This window comes from Paracoccus aestuariivivens, assembly GCF_009711225.1.
Lineage (GTDB): Bacteria > Pseudomonadota > Alphaproteobacteria > Rhodobacterales > Rhodobacteraceae > Paracoccus > Paracoccus aestuariivivens.
Map to the genome: position 1 here is coordinate 115,150 of NZ_WMIE01000005.1, position 16,417 is coordinate 131,566.

The 16,417-nt window shown below is 61.5% G+C and carries 15 protein-coding genes; 10 read left to right on the top strand and 5 right to left on the bottom strand.

All coding sequences use genetic code 11. The annotated features are described in order from the left end of the window. Positions 1-163: 163 nt before the first annotated feature. From GL286_RS10785 to GL286_RS10800, 4 genes are all read right to left on the bottom strand, one after another. Positions 164-409 carry a hypothetical protein gene (locus GL286_RS10785; protein ID WP_155095574.1) on the bottom strand — a complete coding sequence of 82 codons (246 nt, stop codon included), beginning with the start codon at positions 407-409 and terminating at the stop codon, positions 164-166. Between the two features lie 439 nt (positions 410-848). After that, complete coding sequence (gene rpsO, locus GL286_RS10790; protein WP_155095575.1) at positions 849-1,118, bottom strand: 30S ribosomal protein S15; 270 nt, start codon at positions 1,116-1,118, stop codon at positions 849-851. Between the two features lie 229 nt (positions 1,119-1,347). Continuing rightward, positions 1,348-2,001, bottom strand: a complete 654-nt coding sequence (locus tag GL286_RS10795) for a YggS family pyridoxal phosphate-dependent enzyme (protein ID WP_155095576.1) — start codon at positions 1,999-2,001, stop codon at positions 1,348-1,350. Positions 2,002-2,071: 70 nt separating this feature from the next. Then, positions 2,072-3,136: a porin gene (locus GL286_RS10800; protein WP_155095577.1), complete on the bottom strand. Its 1,065-nt coding sequence runs from the start codon at positions 3,134-3,136 to the stop codon at positions 2,072-2,074. A gap of 407 nt (positions 3,137-3,543) precedes the next feature. Between GL286_RS10800 and GL286_RS10805 the strand changes: the two genes are divergently transcribed. The 10 genes from GL286_RS10805 to GL286_RS10850 all read left to right on the top strand — a co-directional run bounded on the left by GL286_RS10805 (position 3,544) and on the right by GL286_RS10850 (position 14,638). After that, positions 3,544-4,005, top strand: a complete 462-nt coding sequence (locus GL286_RS10805; RefSeq protein WP_155095578.1) for a DUF3576 domain-containing protein — start codon at positions 3,544-3,546, stop codon at positions 4,003-4,005. A 66-nt stretch (positions 4,006-4,071) separates the two neighbouring features. Beyond that, positions 4,072-6,609, top strand: a complete 2,538-nt coding sequence (gene leuS / locus GL286_RS10810) for a leucine--tRNA ligase (RefSeq protein WP_155095579.1) — start codon at positions 4,072-4,074, stop codon at positions 6,607-6,609. Then, positions 6,596-7,081, top strand: a complete 486-nt coding sequence (lptE, locus tag GL286_RS10815) for an LPS assembly lipoprotein LptE (protein WP_155095580.1) — start codon at positions 6,596-6,598, stop codon at positions 7,079-7,081. Before leuS ends, lptE begins: the two co-directional genes overlap by 14 nt. Next, a complete protein-coding gene (gene holA, locus GL286_RS10820; protein ID WP_155095581.1) occupies positions 7,078-8,106 on the top strand; it encodes a DNA polymerase III subunit delta in 1,029 nt (342 codons plus the stop codon). Before lptE ends, holA begins: the two co-directional genes overlap by 4 nt. A 53-nt stretch (positions 8,107-8,159) precedes the next feature. Then, positions 8,160-9,305 (top strand): TIGR03862 family flavoprotein, encoded by a 1,146-nt coding sequence (locus GL286_RS10825; RefSeq protein ID WP_155095702.1) that lies wholly within the window; start codon positions 8,160-8,162, stop codon positions 9,303-9,305. A gap of 73 nt (positions 9,306-9,378) precedes the next feature. Beyond that, a complete protein-coding gene (locus GL286_RS10830; RefSeq protein WP_155095582.1) occupies positions 9,379-10,623 on the top strand; it encodes an MFS transporter in 1,245 nt (414 codons plus the stop codon). A 69-nt stretch (positions 10,624-10,692) separates the two neighbouring features. Continuing rightward, positions 10,693-11,886, top strand: coding sequence for an MFS transporter (locus GL286_RS10835; RefSeq protein ID WP_155095583.1), 1,194 nt, complete (start codon positions 10,693-10,695; stop codon positions 11,884-11,886). Beyond that, positions 11,879-12,925: a glycosyltransferase family 4 protein gene (locus tag GL286_RS10840; RefSeq protein ID WP_155095584.1), complete on the top strand. Its 1,047-nt coding sequence runs from the start codon at positions 11,879-11,881 to the stop codon at positions 12,923-12,925. Before GL286_RS10835 ends, GL286_RS10840 begins: the two co-directional genes overlap by 8 nt. Beyond that, entirely contained in the window at positions 12,922-13,539 is a 618-nt protein-coding gene (locus tag GL286_RS10845) for a glycosyltransferase family 29 protein (protein WP_170295145.1), read from the top strand. The genes GL286_RS10840 and GL286_RS10845 overlap by 4 nt, the downstream gene beginning before the upstream one ends. Before the next feature lie 76 nt (positions 13,540-13,615). Next, on the top strand, positions 13,616-14,638 hold the full coding sequence (locus GL286_RS10850) for an aspartate-semialdehyde dehydrogenase (protein WP_155095585.1): 1,023 nt from the start codon (positions 13,616-13,618) through the stop codon (positions 14,636-14,638). A 180-nt stretch (positions 14,639-14,818) separates the two neighbouring features. Here GL286_RS10850 and GL286_RS10855 read toward each other — a convergent pair whose 3' ends face one another. Beyond that, positions 14,819-16,351, bottom strand: coding sequence for a PAS-domain containing protein (locus GL286_RS10855; RefSeq protein WP_155095586.1), 1,533 nt, complete (start codon positions 16,349-16,351; stop codon positions 14,819-14,821). Positions 16,352-16,417 lie beyond the last annotated feature (66 nt).

Below are 16,417 nucleotides of genomic sequence, written 5' to 3' on the forward strand. Positions count from 1 at the left end.
AGTCGGGCGATCTCGGCGGATTTGGACGATCAGGATTCCGCGTCTGACCGTCGAATCCGGCGGAATATACCGGACGAATCACCTGAATGATGCCTTCAGACTAGCGTTTCCGGCTGGCAAATGCGTGGTTCCGGCCTGCGGCTTGTCACCGCAGGTCAGACGGTCAGCGCCCCGCCATGATGTTGCGGCAATCGGGATAAAGCGCGTAATCCGCCTCGCCCGTCCCGACGGGACAACCCGCGCCGGGACCCGTCTTCTTGCGCACGGCAAGTCCGCAAATGGTCGGCCGGACATCCGAGACCGACTCCACATGCCCGTTGCTCATGGGCATGTAGACGCAATCCCGCTGCGCGGCGTTCCACCAGTAGTTTCCTTTGACGTTCGAATATCCGTACTGCGTCATATTCATGTCGACTGCCTCGGCGCCCGACCCGACCATATCAGCGAACTGATGTGTGGATTGGGCAAGCGCAGGGCATCCGACGACCGTCGCCAGAATGGCGACTCGCGCAAATGATAGCTCCATCGGGCGATCCCCTCGTGTTGATCGAGTCTATTGCCGATTGAATTTGATGAAGGTTGCGTCCCCCTGTCCGCGCTCAAGATCATAACAGAAAACGACAATTTCCGGAATTGTCCTTCTCGGCAATTCGCGCGAGGGTTGTGCACGGCCGGTGTACGGGCGGTGTACGCGCTGTGTACAGCTTTCGCGGCCCCCGCCCCGGCAAACACTGGCCATTGCGCAAAACCGCCGCTGCGATGCACCGGACGCAACGCATCCGGGCGTTGCGCAAAGAAAAACGCCCGCAGCTTGCGCTACGGGCGTCTGTCCGTTGACTGATCCGGGATCAGCGACGCAGACCCAGCTTGCCGATCAGGGCGGTGTAGCGGGATTCGTCTTTTTTCTTCAGGTAGTCCAGCAGCTTACGGCGCTGAGCAACCATCATGAGCAGACCACGACGCGAGTGGTTGTCTTTTTTGTGGGTCTTGAAGTGCTCGGTCAGCGTCGCGATACGCGACGACAGGATGGCGACTTGGACCTCGGGCGAACCGGTATCGCCTTGCTTGGTCGCAAATTCGGTCATCAGACGGTTTTTTTCCTCGACGGTGATCGACATCGGGGTCTCCTTTCGGATCAAAGGGTTATGGCTCAGGCCGGGATGTCGTCCAGCTCAGGCCCATGGAGATATCCGGCAGATTCGATCTACCGGACACGCGCCTATAGGCGGAATCCACGGAAAAGGAAAGAAATTTCTATCGTCCTTGTGGCGCTCATCCGGTTCAGGCGGTGATCCCGCCGCCCGCGCGAGGCTGATACCGCCACAAGGTATCGCACTGCCAAGAAGCTCAGCTATAGTCGCGGGCGCCAAAGATTGCGCTTCCAACGCGGACATGAGTCGCGCCCTCGGCTATCGCATCCTCGAAATCCGCGCTCATGCCCATTGATAGCCCCGCAAGTCCGTTCCGCTCGGCAATCACCCGCATTGCGGCAAAATAGGGTCGCGGTCTTTGATCTTCCGGTGGAATGCACATCAAGCCGAAAACCGGAAGGTCCAGCGACTCGCAATCCCTGATAAAGTTATCGGTATCGTCCGGCAGAACACCCGCCTTCTGAGGTTCGTCGCCGATGTTGACCTGCACGAAAAGCTGAGGGCAGCTTCCGCGCGCCTGCACCTGCCGTGCCAGCTTTTGCGCCAGCGAAGGACGGTCCAGCGTATGGATCGCATCAAACAGATCCAGAGCCAGCTTTAGCTTGTTGGTCTGCAACGGGCCGATCATATGAACCTCGGTACCGGAATAGACCTCGCGCCAGCCAGGCCATTTGCCAGCGGCTTCCTGTACATAATTCTCGCCAAAGACCCGATGCCCCGCATTGAGAACAGCCTCGACCCTATCGGGTGGCTGCACCTTGCTGACCGCGATCAGCCGCACATCGCCCTGCGGACGACCGGCGGCAGCTACTGCCGCAGCTATGCGGCCTTTGATGTTTTCGAGTCCCATGTGCAGATGAATTCCAAAAGAAAAGAGCGGGCACAAGGCCCGCTCTTCGTCAAATCGAGTTCCCGAAGGATCAGAATTTGAACTTGACGCCCATGTCGGCGACGGTGTCGTTCAGCCAGTCGCTGTCGACGATACCGCCCGAGACGACTGCGCCGCCGCCCAGATCGTAGTCTGCGCCAACGCCGAACGAGTCGAAGTCACGGTCGTCGAGGTCAAGAGCAGCACCGGCGTCGGTAACGCGGAGTTCGTCGCGACGGTAGAATGCTGCAACGCGCAGAGCGTCTTGCTGCCATTCAGCGCCCAGACCCCAGGTTTTGCCCAGCTCAAAGTTGTCCGAGGTCAGGGTCAGGTCGTCGACGAAGTTGCCGGTCGCGTCATCGCCGCCGAAGCTGATCGAGTTGCGGTCCTGATAGTCAGCATAGACGGCCGACAGTTTGACGCCTGCGAAGGTGGTGTTACCGCCCAGAACGATCTCTTCTGCGTCGCCCGATTTCGCGTAGCCGAGACCAACGGTGAAGTTTTCGGCTTCGTAGTTGGCACCCACCGACCAAGCGGTGTCGTCAGTCGAAACGGTCGAGCAGTCGATCAGTTCGCCGGTCACCGGATCGTAGGTGCACTCGACGTTGTCGTTGTCACCGGTGGTGGTGAACCATGCGCGGTCGCTGCCGTCCGAAGCCGACGCGAACAGCGAGATGTTGTTGATGGTGTAGGTGTACAGGATGTTCGGGCCCTGATCGAGGTTCTCACCGTCGCCGGTCAGGTACGAAATCTCTTCCAGGTCGCCAGCGAAGCCACCATCGGTGTAGCCGACTGCCGGCAGGTCACCGACTGCAGATTCCGAAGCCGAAACAGCGTCGCCCATTTCGAGCTTGCCGTAGGTGCCCGAAACCCAAACCGAACCGGCGGTGCCGCGGTTGCCGTCTTGCGAGTTGTCGGCGCGGATCGAGCCGCCGAACGACAGGCCAGCGTCGCTTTCGCCAGTCATCGTGAAGATGGCACGGATACGGCTCGAGAACTGAGCGTCGTTGCCGTCATAGATCACACCCATCCGGCCGGTGCCGGTGACAGCTACTTCAGCGGCAGCAACACCAGCCGTCATCACCAGTGCGGTGGTGGCGAAAAGAACCTTTTTCATGGTTTTCCCTCTTGTCTCTCTCGTGTGCCCCAGCCGGTATGCCAACTTGGGGTATGGCAGTTGTCTCGCGCTTTCATCCTAGTATTGCAACGGAATCACATTCCTGTTTTCCGATTAGCAATGCGTGTGATGCACATGAGCCACACTCACACTGCAACCCCTGCAACCTCAGGTTTTTAAGGCTATCACGCCGCGATCGGCATGAATTTGCAGACCCAGTCTGACGACAGTCCGCGAATGCCATCGGCGGCCTAGACGCCCTCTGATCGGGGCATTGCGACAATCTTTTCGCGACAAAGCAGGGAAATAATCGGCGCCAAATCCGTGAGTGATGCGCGCCCCCGCTATCTTGTCGCTCGGCACCTAATTGCGCTATGGCTCTTCGCAGGACGATCGGGGGACACCAGATGACCAGAAATGCTGCACGGCTGATTGCCGCCCTGCTGATTACCGCGGGGCTTGCCGCATGTTCCGGTACGGGCTCTGGTTCGGGCTCGACCAAAGCCGCCACGCCAGAGCGGGAATCGACCATTTGGGATCTGTTCGCAAATCGCCGCAGCGCGAACGACACCGTGGCGGTGAACAAATACCTGTGGAATGCCAGCCTAGAAGTGCTGAACTTCCTGCCGATCCAATCCATCGACCCGTTCACGGGAGTCATCGTGACCGGCTACGGCACGCCTCCGGGTGGAGGACGCTCGTATCGCGCGACGATCAAGGTCTCGGACCCGTCGCTGGATGCGCGGGCGCTGAAAGTGTCGCTGCAGGGTGCTGGCGGCAGCGCTGTTGCCCCCGATACGGTTCGCGCAGTCGAGGATGCGATCCTGACCCGCGCCCGTCAGATGCGCGTTCGCGACGGCAAGCTTTGACCCCGCTGGACCTGCGTCCCGCCAAGCTATAATACCCTGCGGGCAATCTGACGCCCGGAGGTTTCCATGCCCTATGATCCCGCAAGCAGCGAGCCGCGCTGGCAAGAGGCGTGGAACGACGCGGACACGTTCCGTGCCATCCGTGACGAACGGCCGAAATATTACGTCCTCGAGATGTTCCCCTATCCCTCGGGGCGCATCCACATGGGCCACGTCCGCAACTACACGATGGGCGACGTGGTCGCGCGCTTCAAACGCGCGCAGGGCTTCTCGGTGCTGCATCCGATGGGCTGGGACGCCTTCGGCATGCCCGCCGAAAACGCCGCGATGGAGCAGGGCGGCCATCCTCGCGACTGGACCTACGCCAACATCGCCACCATGCGCGAGCAACTGAAGCCCTTGGGCCTCTCCATCGACTGGAGCCGCGAATTCGCGACCTGCGACGATGAATATGTCCATCAGCAGCAGTCGATGTTCCTCGACTTCCTCGAAGCGGGCCTGATCTATCGCAAATCCGCGATGGTGAACTGGGACCCGGTCGATATGACGGTTCTGGCGAACGAGCAGGTCGAGGACGGTCGCGGCTGGCGCTCGGGCGCGCTGGTCGAGCGTCGCGAGCTGACGCAATGGTTCTTCCGCATCTCGGATTATTCCGATGAGTTGCTTTCGGCATTGGACAACCTGACTGGCTGGCCGGAAAAGGTCCGCCTGATGCAGCAGAACTGGATCGGCAAGTCGCGCGGCCTGCAATTCCGCTTTGACATCGTGAACCCGCCGCAGGGTTTCGACGCGATTGAGGTCTATACGACCCGTCCCGACACACTGATGGGCGCGAGCTTCGCCGCGCTGTCGCCCGATCACCCGCTGATCAAGGCGCTCGCCGAGACCCGCCCCGAGATCGCCGAGTTCTGTGCCGAATGCCGCCGCATCGGCACCACCGAAGAAGCCATCGAGACCGCGCCGAAGCTGGGCTTCGACACCGGCCTGACCGTGCGTCATCCGCTTGATCCGACTTGGGAATTGCCGATCTGGATCGCCAACTTCGTGCTGATGGATTACGGCACTGGCGCGATCTTCGGCTCGCCCGCCCATGACGAACGCGACCACGAATTCGCCACCAAATACGACCTGCCTATCCACGCCACCTTCGGCCCGAAAGGCGCGACGCTGGAAGAGGCTGACGAGCTGATCGCCAAAGCGCCCTTCGTGCCCCTGAAATCCGAAGCCGTGACCTATGTCCGTGGCTTTTCGGGCGATGTCGACCAAACCGGCGAAGCAGCCGTCGACTCCGCCATCCAGCATGCCGAAGCAGCGGGCTACGGTGAAGGCGTCACCAAGTTCCGACTGCGCGACTGGGGCATCTCGCGCCAGCGTTATTGGGGCTGCCCCATCCCGGTCGTCCATTGCGACGACTGCGGCACCGTCCCCGAGAAAAAGGAAAACCTGCCGGTCCTGCTGCCGCAGGACGTGACCTTCGACGTGCCCGGCAACCCGCTGGACCGCCACCCGACCTGGCGCAACACGCCTTGCCCGGTTTGCGGCAAGGCCGCACGTCGCGAAACCGACACGATGGACACCTTCGTCGATTCGTCCTGGTATTACGCCCGCTTCACCGCGCCGCGCGCCGAGACGCCGACCAACCGCGCCGATGCCGATTACTGGATGAACGTCGACCAATATATCGGCGGCATCGAGCATGCGATCCTGCACCTGCTGTACTCGCGCTTCTTCGCCCGCGCGATGGTCAAGACCGGCCACCTGCCCGAAAGCGCCAAAGAGCCCTTCGACGCGCTGTTCACGCAGGGCATGGTCACGCATGAGATCTACCTGACCCGCGATGATCGCGGTCGCCCAGTCTATCACCTGCCCGAAGCCGTCACCGACGGGAAGCTGGCGGATGGCACCGCGGTCGAGATCATCCCCTCGGCCAAGATGTCGAAATCCAAGAAGAACGTCGTCGATCCGGTCAACATCGTCCAGAACTTCGGTGCCGATACCGCGCGCTGGTTCATGCTTTCGGACAGCCCGCCCGAGCGCGACGTGGAATGGACCGCCGCCGGGGCCGAGGCCGCCAGCAAATTCCTCAATCGCGTCTGGCGCTTGTCGGACGAGATCCCCGAGGGTGAGGGTGATGTCGAACTTCTCCGCGCGGCCCATCGCGCCATTGCCGATGTGACCAAGGCAATCGAGGGTTTTGCCTTCAACAAGGCCGTCGCCAAGCTTTACGAACTGGCCAACGCCATCGGCAAATCGAAGTCCGGAGGCGAAGGCCGCCGCGAGGCCGTTCGTATCCTTGCGCAGCTTCTGGCTCCGATGGTGCCGCACCTTGCCGAAGAACTCTGGTCGAAAGCCGGAGGTCAGGGCATGGTGGTCGACGCCGCATGGCCCAAGGCGGACCCCTTGATGCTGGTGTCGGACAGCGTGGTGCTGCCCATCCAGATCAACGGCAAACGTCGGGCCGAGATCGAGGTACCGAAAGACATGCCCAAGGAAGAAATCGAAGCCATCGTTCTGGCTGACGAAACCGTTCTGCGCTTCCTCGAGGGCGTCGCCCCGAAAAAGCTGATCGTTGTGCCGGGACGCATCGTCAATGTCGTGGTCTAGGCGAAGCCTTCTGCTGGCCCCGCTGGCGGTTGCCGCCTGCGGATTCTCTCCGGTCTATGGGCCGGGGGGAACGGGCGGCAAGCTGTTCGGCAAGGTCAGGACCGCCGACCCGAAGACTCCGGATGATTTCGCCTTTGCCGGTCGTATTGCCGAGCGGCTGGGGCCGGATAACGCCGCCAAATATGAGCTAAGCTGGCAATTGCGCATTGCCGTGGTGCCTCAGGCCATTACGCCGGACGAAATCACCACACGCTACGCCCTGAACGGCAGTGTCGAGTTCATGCTGACCGATATGGCAACACGCCAGACAATAACGCGCGGTCAGGTCAGCAGCTTCACCTCTTATTCGACGACGGGCACGACCATCGCCACAATGGCTGCCGAACAGGATGCCCATGAGCGGCTGGCGCGCCTGCTGGCCGATCAGGTTCTGACCCGTCTGTTGGCCATCGACCCGGCGACCGTCGAATGATCCTCAAGGGCGCGGAAATCGCCCGCTATGTGGCGCGGCCCGATCCCACGCGTCCGGCATTGCTGATCTATGGTCAGGATGCGATGCGCGTCGCCCTGAAACGCGCCGAAGCCGTCAAGGCCTTGGTCGGCGAAGGGGCCGAGGAAGAAATGCGCCTGACCCGCCTGCCCGGTGCAGACTTGCGCAAAGACCCTGCCGCACTGCTTGACGCCGTGAAAGCCGTTGGTTTTTTTCCCGGTCAACGCGTGGTTCTGGTCGATGACACACCTGACGCCGCTGCGCCCGCAATCGCGTCGGCCATCGGTGAATGGAACACCGGCGATGCCGTGATCGTGGTCGCCGCAGGCGCTTTGTCCAAGGGCTCCGCCCTGCGCAAGCTGTTCGAGCCACATCCCGCAGCCGTCACCGCACCGATCTACGACGATCCTCCGGGCGAGGAAGAAATCACCCGCTGGCTTACTGATGCCGGATTGTGGGATATTCCGCGCGATGCGATGCGCGACTTGATGGCGTTAAGTCGGGCACTTGACCCCGGCGACTTCCGCCAGACCGTCGAAAAGATCGCGCTGTACAAATTCGGCGATGACACCGCGCTGACCCCCGCTGAAATCGCCCATCTCGCCCCCGCGACGATCGAGGCCGAGGTCGACGATCTGATCGATTGCGTCGCCGAACGTCGCGCCCGCGATTTCGGCGCGATGATGCGGCGGATCGAGGGGCAAGGCATCGCTCCGGTCACGCTGTGCATCGCCGCCTTGCGCCATTTTCGCGCGCTTCATGCCGCGGCCTCGGACCCCGGTGGACCTGGTGCGGGGATCGGACGTTTGCGGCCTCCGGTGTTCGGCCCCCGTCGCGACCGGATGATCCGGCAGGCGCAGGATTGGGGAATGCGGGCACTGGAGGATGCGATCCACCAGCTGATCGCCACCGACCTGACATTGCGCTCGGCGTCCAAGGCGCCCGCCATGGCCGTGATGGAGCGGATGCTGCTGCGCCTGTGCATGATGCCCCGAGGCGGGCGGTGAGCGCGGTCGAGCGGGTTCAGGCACTGGTCATCGGCGCGGGACCGGCAGGGCTGATGGCCGCTGAAACCATGGCAGCGCAAGGTATCCGCGTGGTTGTGGCCGAGGCCATGCCCACCCCCGCGCGCAAGTTCCTGATGGCCGGAAAGTCGGGACTGAACCTGACCAAGGACGAAGACCCCGACGCGTTTGCCTCGCGGCTCAGCGGCACTCTGCCCCACGTTCCGGACTATCTGGGCACGAAGGACATGGGTCCGTCCGAGGTCATGGACTGGGCGCGAGGTCTGGGGATCGAGTTATTCTCGGGCTCGACGGGGCGGGTGTTCCCTGTCGGCATGAAGGGGTCGCCATTACTTCGGGCATGGCTTTTGCGCCTGCGCGATATGGGCGTGGAACTGCGGACACGCTGGCGTTGGACGGGGATCAAAGACGGCCATTGGCGGTTCGACAGCCCCGATGGCGACCGGCTTGTCCATCCGGAGGTCGCCGTGCTGGGATTGGGGGGCGCAAGCTGGCCACGTCTTGGCTCGGATGCCGCATGGGTGCCGTGGCTGGCCGATCTGGGCGTTGCGATCACACCATTCCGGCCCGCGAATACGGGATTTCGGGTGGAATGGTCGCCCGCCATGGCGCGCCATTTCGGGCAAGCGGTCAAGGGCGTCGCTTTGACGGCCGGGAAGCTGACAAGCCGGGGCGAATGGATCGTGTCGCGGAATGGCATCGAAGGCGGCGGCATTTACGAAGTGGCCGCCCCGATGCGGGACGGGGTCGAGGCGCGGATCGATCTCGCGCCGGATCTGACGGTTGACGAATTGGCCAGCAGGTTCGCCAAGGCTCCTGCCAAGCTTTCCGTGGGCAACCGTTTGCGGAGGGTGCTTGGCGATCCGGTGCGCGCCGCCCTGCTGTTGGAATGGGGCCAACCTTTGCCAACAGCACCTACGGAATTGGCCATGAGGGCGAAGTCATTGCCGCTTCGGCATGGCGGCGCGATCGGGCTTGAGCGGGCGATTTCCTCGGCGGGCGGGATCGCGGCCAGCAGCCTGACCGAGAACCTTGAACTCCGCGCACTGCCCGGAGTTTTCGCAGCGGGCGAAATGCTGGATTGGGAGGCTCCGACCGGAGGCTATCTTCTGACGACCTGCCTCGCGTCGGGAAGGCTGGCGGGCAAGGCGGCAGCGGCCCGTCTTGCCGCGGGGAAATAACGCAGCGTCGCAACGGGCATTGACCTGACCCGGCGACCGGCGCAGGAATTGCGGGTCTCCACGAGGTTATCCCATGACCAACGCTTCACGCGCACCGCTGTTCACGCCTGTCCTGATTGGTGGCGCGATCATTCTGCTGATCAACTTTGCCCTGCGGGCCAGCTTTGGCGTGTTCCAGATCCCGATCGCCGAAGAATTCGGTTGGCCCCGTGCCGAGTTCAGTCTGGCCATCGCCATCCAGAACCTCGCATGGGGTATCGGGCAGCCCGTTTTCGGCGCATTGGGCGAGCGTTTCGGCGACCGCTGGTCAATCATTATCGGAACATTCCTGTATTCAGCCGGACTGATCCTGACCGCCTTTGCCACGACCCCAGGCACAATGCAGTTGCTGGAAATCATCGTCGGGTTCGGGGTCGCGGGAACCGGCTTCGGCGTCATTCTTGCCGTCATCGGGCGCGCCGCAAGCGACGAAAACCGCAGCCTCGCGCTTGGGATCGCAACTGCAGCCGGATCGGCGGGTCAGGTCTTTGGCGCTCCGCTGGCCGAGGGGCTGCTGGCGATCTATCCGTGGCAGACGGTCTTCATCATCTTCGGCGTCATCGTTCTGTCGTGCCTGCTGTTCCTGCCCATGCTGGGCAGCGGAGAACCGGCGACCAAATCCGAGCTGGAAGAAAGCATGGGGACGGTCCTTCGGCGCGCTTTCACCGATCCGTCCTATCTGATGATCTTCATCGGTTTCTTCTCGTGCGGCTATCAGCTTGGCTTCATCACCGCCCATTTTCCGGCCATGATTACCGAGATGTGCGGGCCGATCAGCCCGATGGGGACATTGGCCAGCATAGGCATCACCACGACATCGGCACTGGGCGCGGCAGCGATCTCTTTGATAGGGCTGGCGAATATCGGCGGCGCGATCTTTGCGGGCTGGCTGGGCAAGCGTTACACCAAGAAATATCTTCTGGCGGGGATCTATACGCTTCGCACGATTGCCGCCGCGATCTTCATCCTGCTGCCGATCACCCCGACCTCGGTGGTGATATTCTCGATCGTAATGGGGGCGCTGTGGCTTGCCACCGTTCCGCTGACCTCGGGTCTGGTCGCCTATATCTACGGGCTACGCTACATGGGCACGCTGTACGGTTTTGTCTTCCTGAGCCATCAGATCGGCTCGTTCCTTGGCGTGTGGCTGGGGGGCAGGATGTACGACATCTACGGCGATTACACATTGGTTTGGTGGGTCGGCGTCGGAGTCGGCGCGCTCAGCGCGTTGATCCACCTGCCGGTTCGTGAAACCCCCCGGCAACTGGCAGCGGCCTAGAATACCCATCGCCTTGCACTTGCCCGCCGGACGTCGCAGCTTCGCGTCCGGCGGGGAGGCACGGGTCATATGCGGATATTGCTGTCGGGCGGGATCATCAGTCTGATCCTTGCCTATACGTTGAGCCAGTTCTACCGAGCCTTTCTGGCGGTTCTGTCCCCCGTCCTTCAATCCGAGCTAGGTGCCGGTCCGGATGATCTGGCGATCAGTTCGGGCATGTGGTTCATCACCTTCGCGGCCATGCAAATCCCGATCGGCTGGTCTTTAGACCGCTTCGGCCCCCGCCTGACCGTCGCGGCGATGCTGGCCTTTGGCGGCGCTGGAGGGGCCATTGTCTTTGCTTTGGCTCATGCAGCGTGGCATCTGCATGTCTCGCTGGGGCTGCTGGGTATCGGCTGCGCTCCGGCCTTGATGGGCAGCTACTACATCTTCGCGCGCACCTATCCTGCTGCGATCTTTGGCACATTGGCCGGAGCTGTCGTGGGCTTCGGTTCGATGGGAAACATCCTTGGCGCGGCTCCACTGGTCTGGGTGATCGAGGCACTGGGTTGGCGGCATACCCTATGGGGGTTAGCGGCGATCACGCTGGCGGTTGCGGCGGCGATCATGGCACTGGTACGGGACCCCGAACAGCTGGGCGGCAATACTCCGCGCGGTTCGCTGACCGAGATCCTGAGATTGCGCGCGCTGTGGTTCATCCTGCCGCTGTTCTCGGTGAATTACGCCTCGTCGGCGGCCATTCGTGGCCTTTGGGCCGGTCCCTATCTGGCCGAGGTTCACAACGCCTCCGATATCTTGATCGGACGCGCGACGCTTGTGATGGGGGTGGCGATGGTGCTGGGCAGCTTCCTGATCGGGCCACTGACCACGATCATCGGCTCGGTCCGCCGAACGGCGCTGATCTTCAACGCTGGGGCCGTCATCGTCATGGCCGCGTTGTGGCTTCTACCCGCATCCAGCATCGGCTTGTCCGTTGTACTGCTGGCACTGGTTGGATTGTCCGGCGCGTCCTACACATTGCTGATGGCGCATGGCAGGGCGTTTCTGCCTGCGCACCTTGTGGGACGGGGCGTCACATTCCTCAACATGTTCTCGATTGGCGGAGCGGGAATACTACAGTTCGGCTCTCGACCGGTTTATCGCAGCGCAATTCAGGGGCAATCCGCGGCAGATGCGTATTCCGACCTGTTCCTGTTCTTCCTCATTCCGCTTACGATAGGGCTTCTGCTGTACTTCCTGACGCCCGAGGCGCCCGATGCCTGAACTCTCTGACGACCGGATCGAAGTCGTTGCCCCGAACCTGAAGCGCCGCCTGTCCGGCGTCACCGCGACGGTTATCCGGTTGATTCCGGTTCAATCGAAACGGATCGGCATCGTCACCACCGGACCGGGCTTGCCCGAAACCCTGCCCCACATCCCGCTTGTCCGGGCCGCAACTCTTCCGCGTGATCGTTGGCGGGTCTGGCATGCGCGCCGTAACACCGAAATGGCTTTGGGCCTGATCCTGCGTCACATCCTGCGTCGGCGTTACAGGCTTCTGTTCACCTCGGCGGCGCAGCGCCGACATACCGGCTTCACGCGTTGGCTCATCCGCAGGCAAGAGGCTCTGATCGCCACTTCGCCGCAAGCCGCCAGCTATCTGGAGCGTCCTGCGACAGTGATCATGCATGGCGTGGATCTGTCGATCTTCCATCCCTCGGCGGACCGCGCCGCGTTGCGGGACCGTCTGGGCTTTGCGCCCGATGACATCGTGATCGGGTGCTTCGGTCGGGTCCGCGCGCAGAAAGGCGTCGATCTGCTGGTCGAGGCGGCATTGCGCCTTTTCCCTTCGCGCCCCCGCGCCAAGCTGATCTTTTCGGGGCGGGTGACTGCCGATAACCGGAAGTTCACCGATGACCTGATCGCGCGGATCGAGGCTGCCGGTCTGTCGGATCGCATCCGCTTTCTGGGCGAAGTCCCGTGGGAGCAAGTGGTCGAGAACTATCAGGCCATCGACCTGTTCGCCGCCCCCGCAAGGTGGGAGGGCTTCGGCCTGACCCCTCTGGAGGCGATGGCTTGCGGGGTCCCTGCCATCGGAACCCGCGTCGGCGCATTCGAAACGCTGATCCTTGACGGCGAAACCGGTAGTCTGGTTGACCGCGAGGATGTCGATGGCCTGACCGCTGCCTTGGCACATTGGCTGGACGACGATACGGCCCGCGAAACGGCAGGCAGCCTTGCCCGAAACCGCGTGCAGACGAATCATGCGATCGAAGGCGAGGCCCGCGCCATCGTCGAGGTCTACAGAAAGCTGCTTGCGTGACGCGCCTTGGCTTTCTCATCGCCAGAACCCTGCGCGATGAAGATGCACTGCAACGACTGTCGGTGGCACAGGACAGCCTGCTCGGGGATCTGTCGGGCAAGCATGTCGCCTTGGTTGGAAATGCCCGCGCTCTTGAAGCTTCCGGCCACGGCGCGGCCATTGATGCGGCAGATATGGTGATCCGGATCAACCGCGCCCCAATGCCTAGCCCCCATAGCCACGGCACACGAACCGATTGGCTGGCGCTTGCCGTTCGTCTGGGCAGCGCCGACCGCGACAGGATCGCGCCTCGGCGCGTCTTGTGGATGTCCCATAAACGCAAACGGCTGGACTGGCAGACCGCCACCAGCCCCGGATTTTACCTGCACCCGTTGGGCGATTACACGGCCCTGAAGGAAACACTTGGTGCCCCCCCGACAACCGGAGCGATAATGATCGACCTGCTTAGTAGGTCTGACGCAGCCCGCATTGATCTGTATGGCTTCGACTTCTTCGCATCCCTGTCGCTTTCCGGAAGCCGCACTGCTGGCAATGTGCCGCACGATTTCGGCAAAGAGGCGGAATGGGTGGCAAAACAACGTAAATTAGACAAACGTATCCGCCACATTCACTGAATAGCTTTTGGGAACCCCTTTCGTTTCCCGCGTTCTTGCCCTATATCGCGGCGTCCTTTGTATGAGGAGACCCCCAATGGGCTACAAGGTTGTTGTTGCCGGCGCCACGGGGAACGTGGGCCGCGAAATGCTGAACATTCTGGCCGAGCGCCAGTTCCCTGCCGATGAGGTTGTTGCTCTGGCTTCGCGCCGGAGCCTTGGCACTGAGGTCAGCTTTGGCGACAAAACCCTGAAGACCAAGGACATCGAGGGTTTCGACTTCACCGGTTACGACATCGCGCTGTTCGCGATCGGATCGGAAGCGACCAAGCAATACGCCCCCATCGCTGCCTCGCAGGGTTGCGTGGTGATCGATAACTCGTCGCTTTATCGCTATGATCCCCAGATCCCTCTGGTCGTGCCGGAAGTGAACCCGGACGCGGTCGAGGAATACCGCAACAAGATGATCATCGCGAACCCGAACTGCTCGACCGCCCAGATGGTCGTCGCATTGAAGCCACTGCATGATCGTGCGCGTATCAAACGCGTCGTCGTCTCGACCTACCAATCGGTGTCCGGCGCTGGCAAGGACGGCATGGACGAACTTTGGAACCAGACCAAGGGCATGTATGTCCCCGGTCAGGAAGTCGAGCCGAAGAAATTCCAGAAGCAGATCGCTTTCAACGTGATTCCGCAAATCGACGTCTTCCTGGACAGTGGCGACACCAAGGAAGAATGGAAGATGGCGGCCGAGACCAAGAAAATCATGGACCCGTCGATCAAGGTCACCGCGACCTGCGTGCGCGTTCCGGTTTTCGTCGGTCACTCCGAGGCGGTCAATATCGAGTTCGAAGACTTCCTTGACGAGGATGAAGCCCGCGACATCCTGCGCGAAGCGCCCGGCGTTCTCGTGATCGACAAGCGCGAGCCGGGTGGCTACTCGACTCCGGTCGAATGTGTCGGCGATTTCGCGACTTTCGTCTCGCGTATCCGTCAGGACGTCACCGTCGAAAACGGCCTGAACCTGTGGTGCGTGTCGGACAACCTGCGCAAGGGTGCTGCGCTGAACGCAGTCCAGATCGCGGAGCTGCTGGGCAACCGTTGCCTGAAAAAAGGCTGATTATTACAGCGCACTAAATCAGCACGGGGCCCCTCTCATAGAGGGGCCTTTTTCGTTTCCGATTTTACGCCTTCGCTGAGGCAGAACTGTATATCGATTCGATATCGAGGCGGTCACACCAACCTCTCGCCGCCCGAACCCTGAAGGCCAAAACTCCCCGCAAGGAAAGACCGGATTTCTTCATCCCGACAGGTCACTGGCCGCCATCGCGTCAGAAGGATTCTCCTCCGCAGCGAGATCCGTATCCACCGAGACAACCGGTTGGAACGTCAGTAGCAGGCGCCCGCCGGACAGCGAACACAAGCGCCAGGAAAGCAATCCGCCCGAGGGCGCCCGAACCGCACCACCTAGTACCTGATCTGTTTGCGATTTCGACAGTGCCGTTCGCAGTACACCAAACCCTGGACTGCCGTCACAAAGGATATCCCAATGCGCGAGTTGATCGTCGAGCGTCTCCCCAGCCGGCATCTCCCATACTTCAGTAAACCGACGATTTGACAGCAGGACATCGCCGTTGGCGCCAAAGACAATAATCGCGGCATCAAGCGCATCAAAAACATCGCCGCCCAATGAAAGTTCGGAGCGGAATTTCCGCGTGAGCGAAATTTCCGAAGTTATGTCTTCGAACAAGAACGCCACGGCTCCGTCAGGATGGGGCCGACCGGTCACGCGATAGGTCTGACCTCCGGGAAGCGACCAAGTTTCGACATGCCGACCAGAAGACGCGGCCGCTTCCAGCGAGTTCATCTGTTGCCGCCAACTGCGGAAGTCCTTTGGCTCAGGGACCATTCTTGCCTCGCGAAGGCGATCAAGAAACGCGAACAGGGTCGGACGGCTGGTCAGGAAGCCGGTCGCGAGGCCCGTCAAGTCAATCAGCGCGGGATTGAACAGTTGCAGTTTCCGTTCACGATCAAAAATAGCCAGCCCTATCGGCAGATCAGCGAATGTCTTGGTGAGGGTTTGGACAAACTCGCGCAGACTCCTCTCGGCTCGGACAGTTGCGTCGGCCGGTAAAGCCATCGCAACGGTTTGCCCTGCGATCTCGTGAGTGCGGCAATCATACCAGCGATTCTTCGTGTCGTTCAGTACTTGCACACGACGCGAAACCGGCTTTGGCCCGTCGCCCAACTCGAAAAGTCGTGGCAAGGGCCAAGGGGCTTCGCTCCCTGTGACATCCTCGACGGTCATGAGATAGGCGGAATTGGCCCATGTCACATGTCCTTGAGCATCCTGACGCCACGCCAGCATAGGAGAATGATCCATGGTGCTACGGAGAATTTGCAGTTCTTGCTCCATCGCGGCAAGCGTCAGGGAATCAACCACGATACCGGCGGATTCGGCCTGCGGATCGACAAGTGTCATGCGAAGGTGACCGTCCCCCAGATTCTCGATCTTGACCCGGAGGCCGCCTTGTCCCGTCAACACGATGCGGGCCGAGCGTTCCAGCGCACCCACGTTGATCGACGATTCCGGCAGGCGCATCGCAAGCCACCCGATCAGCCGTTGCCATTCGGAATTGCCTGGCAGCGCAGCAAGCAATGCCCGCGCCGGTACCGTGGCATCCAGTAATCTCTGCTCTTTGAACAGAAAGGCGATTGGTTCAAGATCCCGATCCAACCGGACCGACGTCGTTTTTTTTCCGTTGGTCAGCAGACGCAGAAAACCGACAGCAAGAGCCGCTGCCGCAAAGGAAATCAGGAACTGCACAAGCATGAGGATGAACCGCTATCGCCTACATCCCGTCACTTCTACATCCTCTAATTGAAATATAGGTTAACG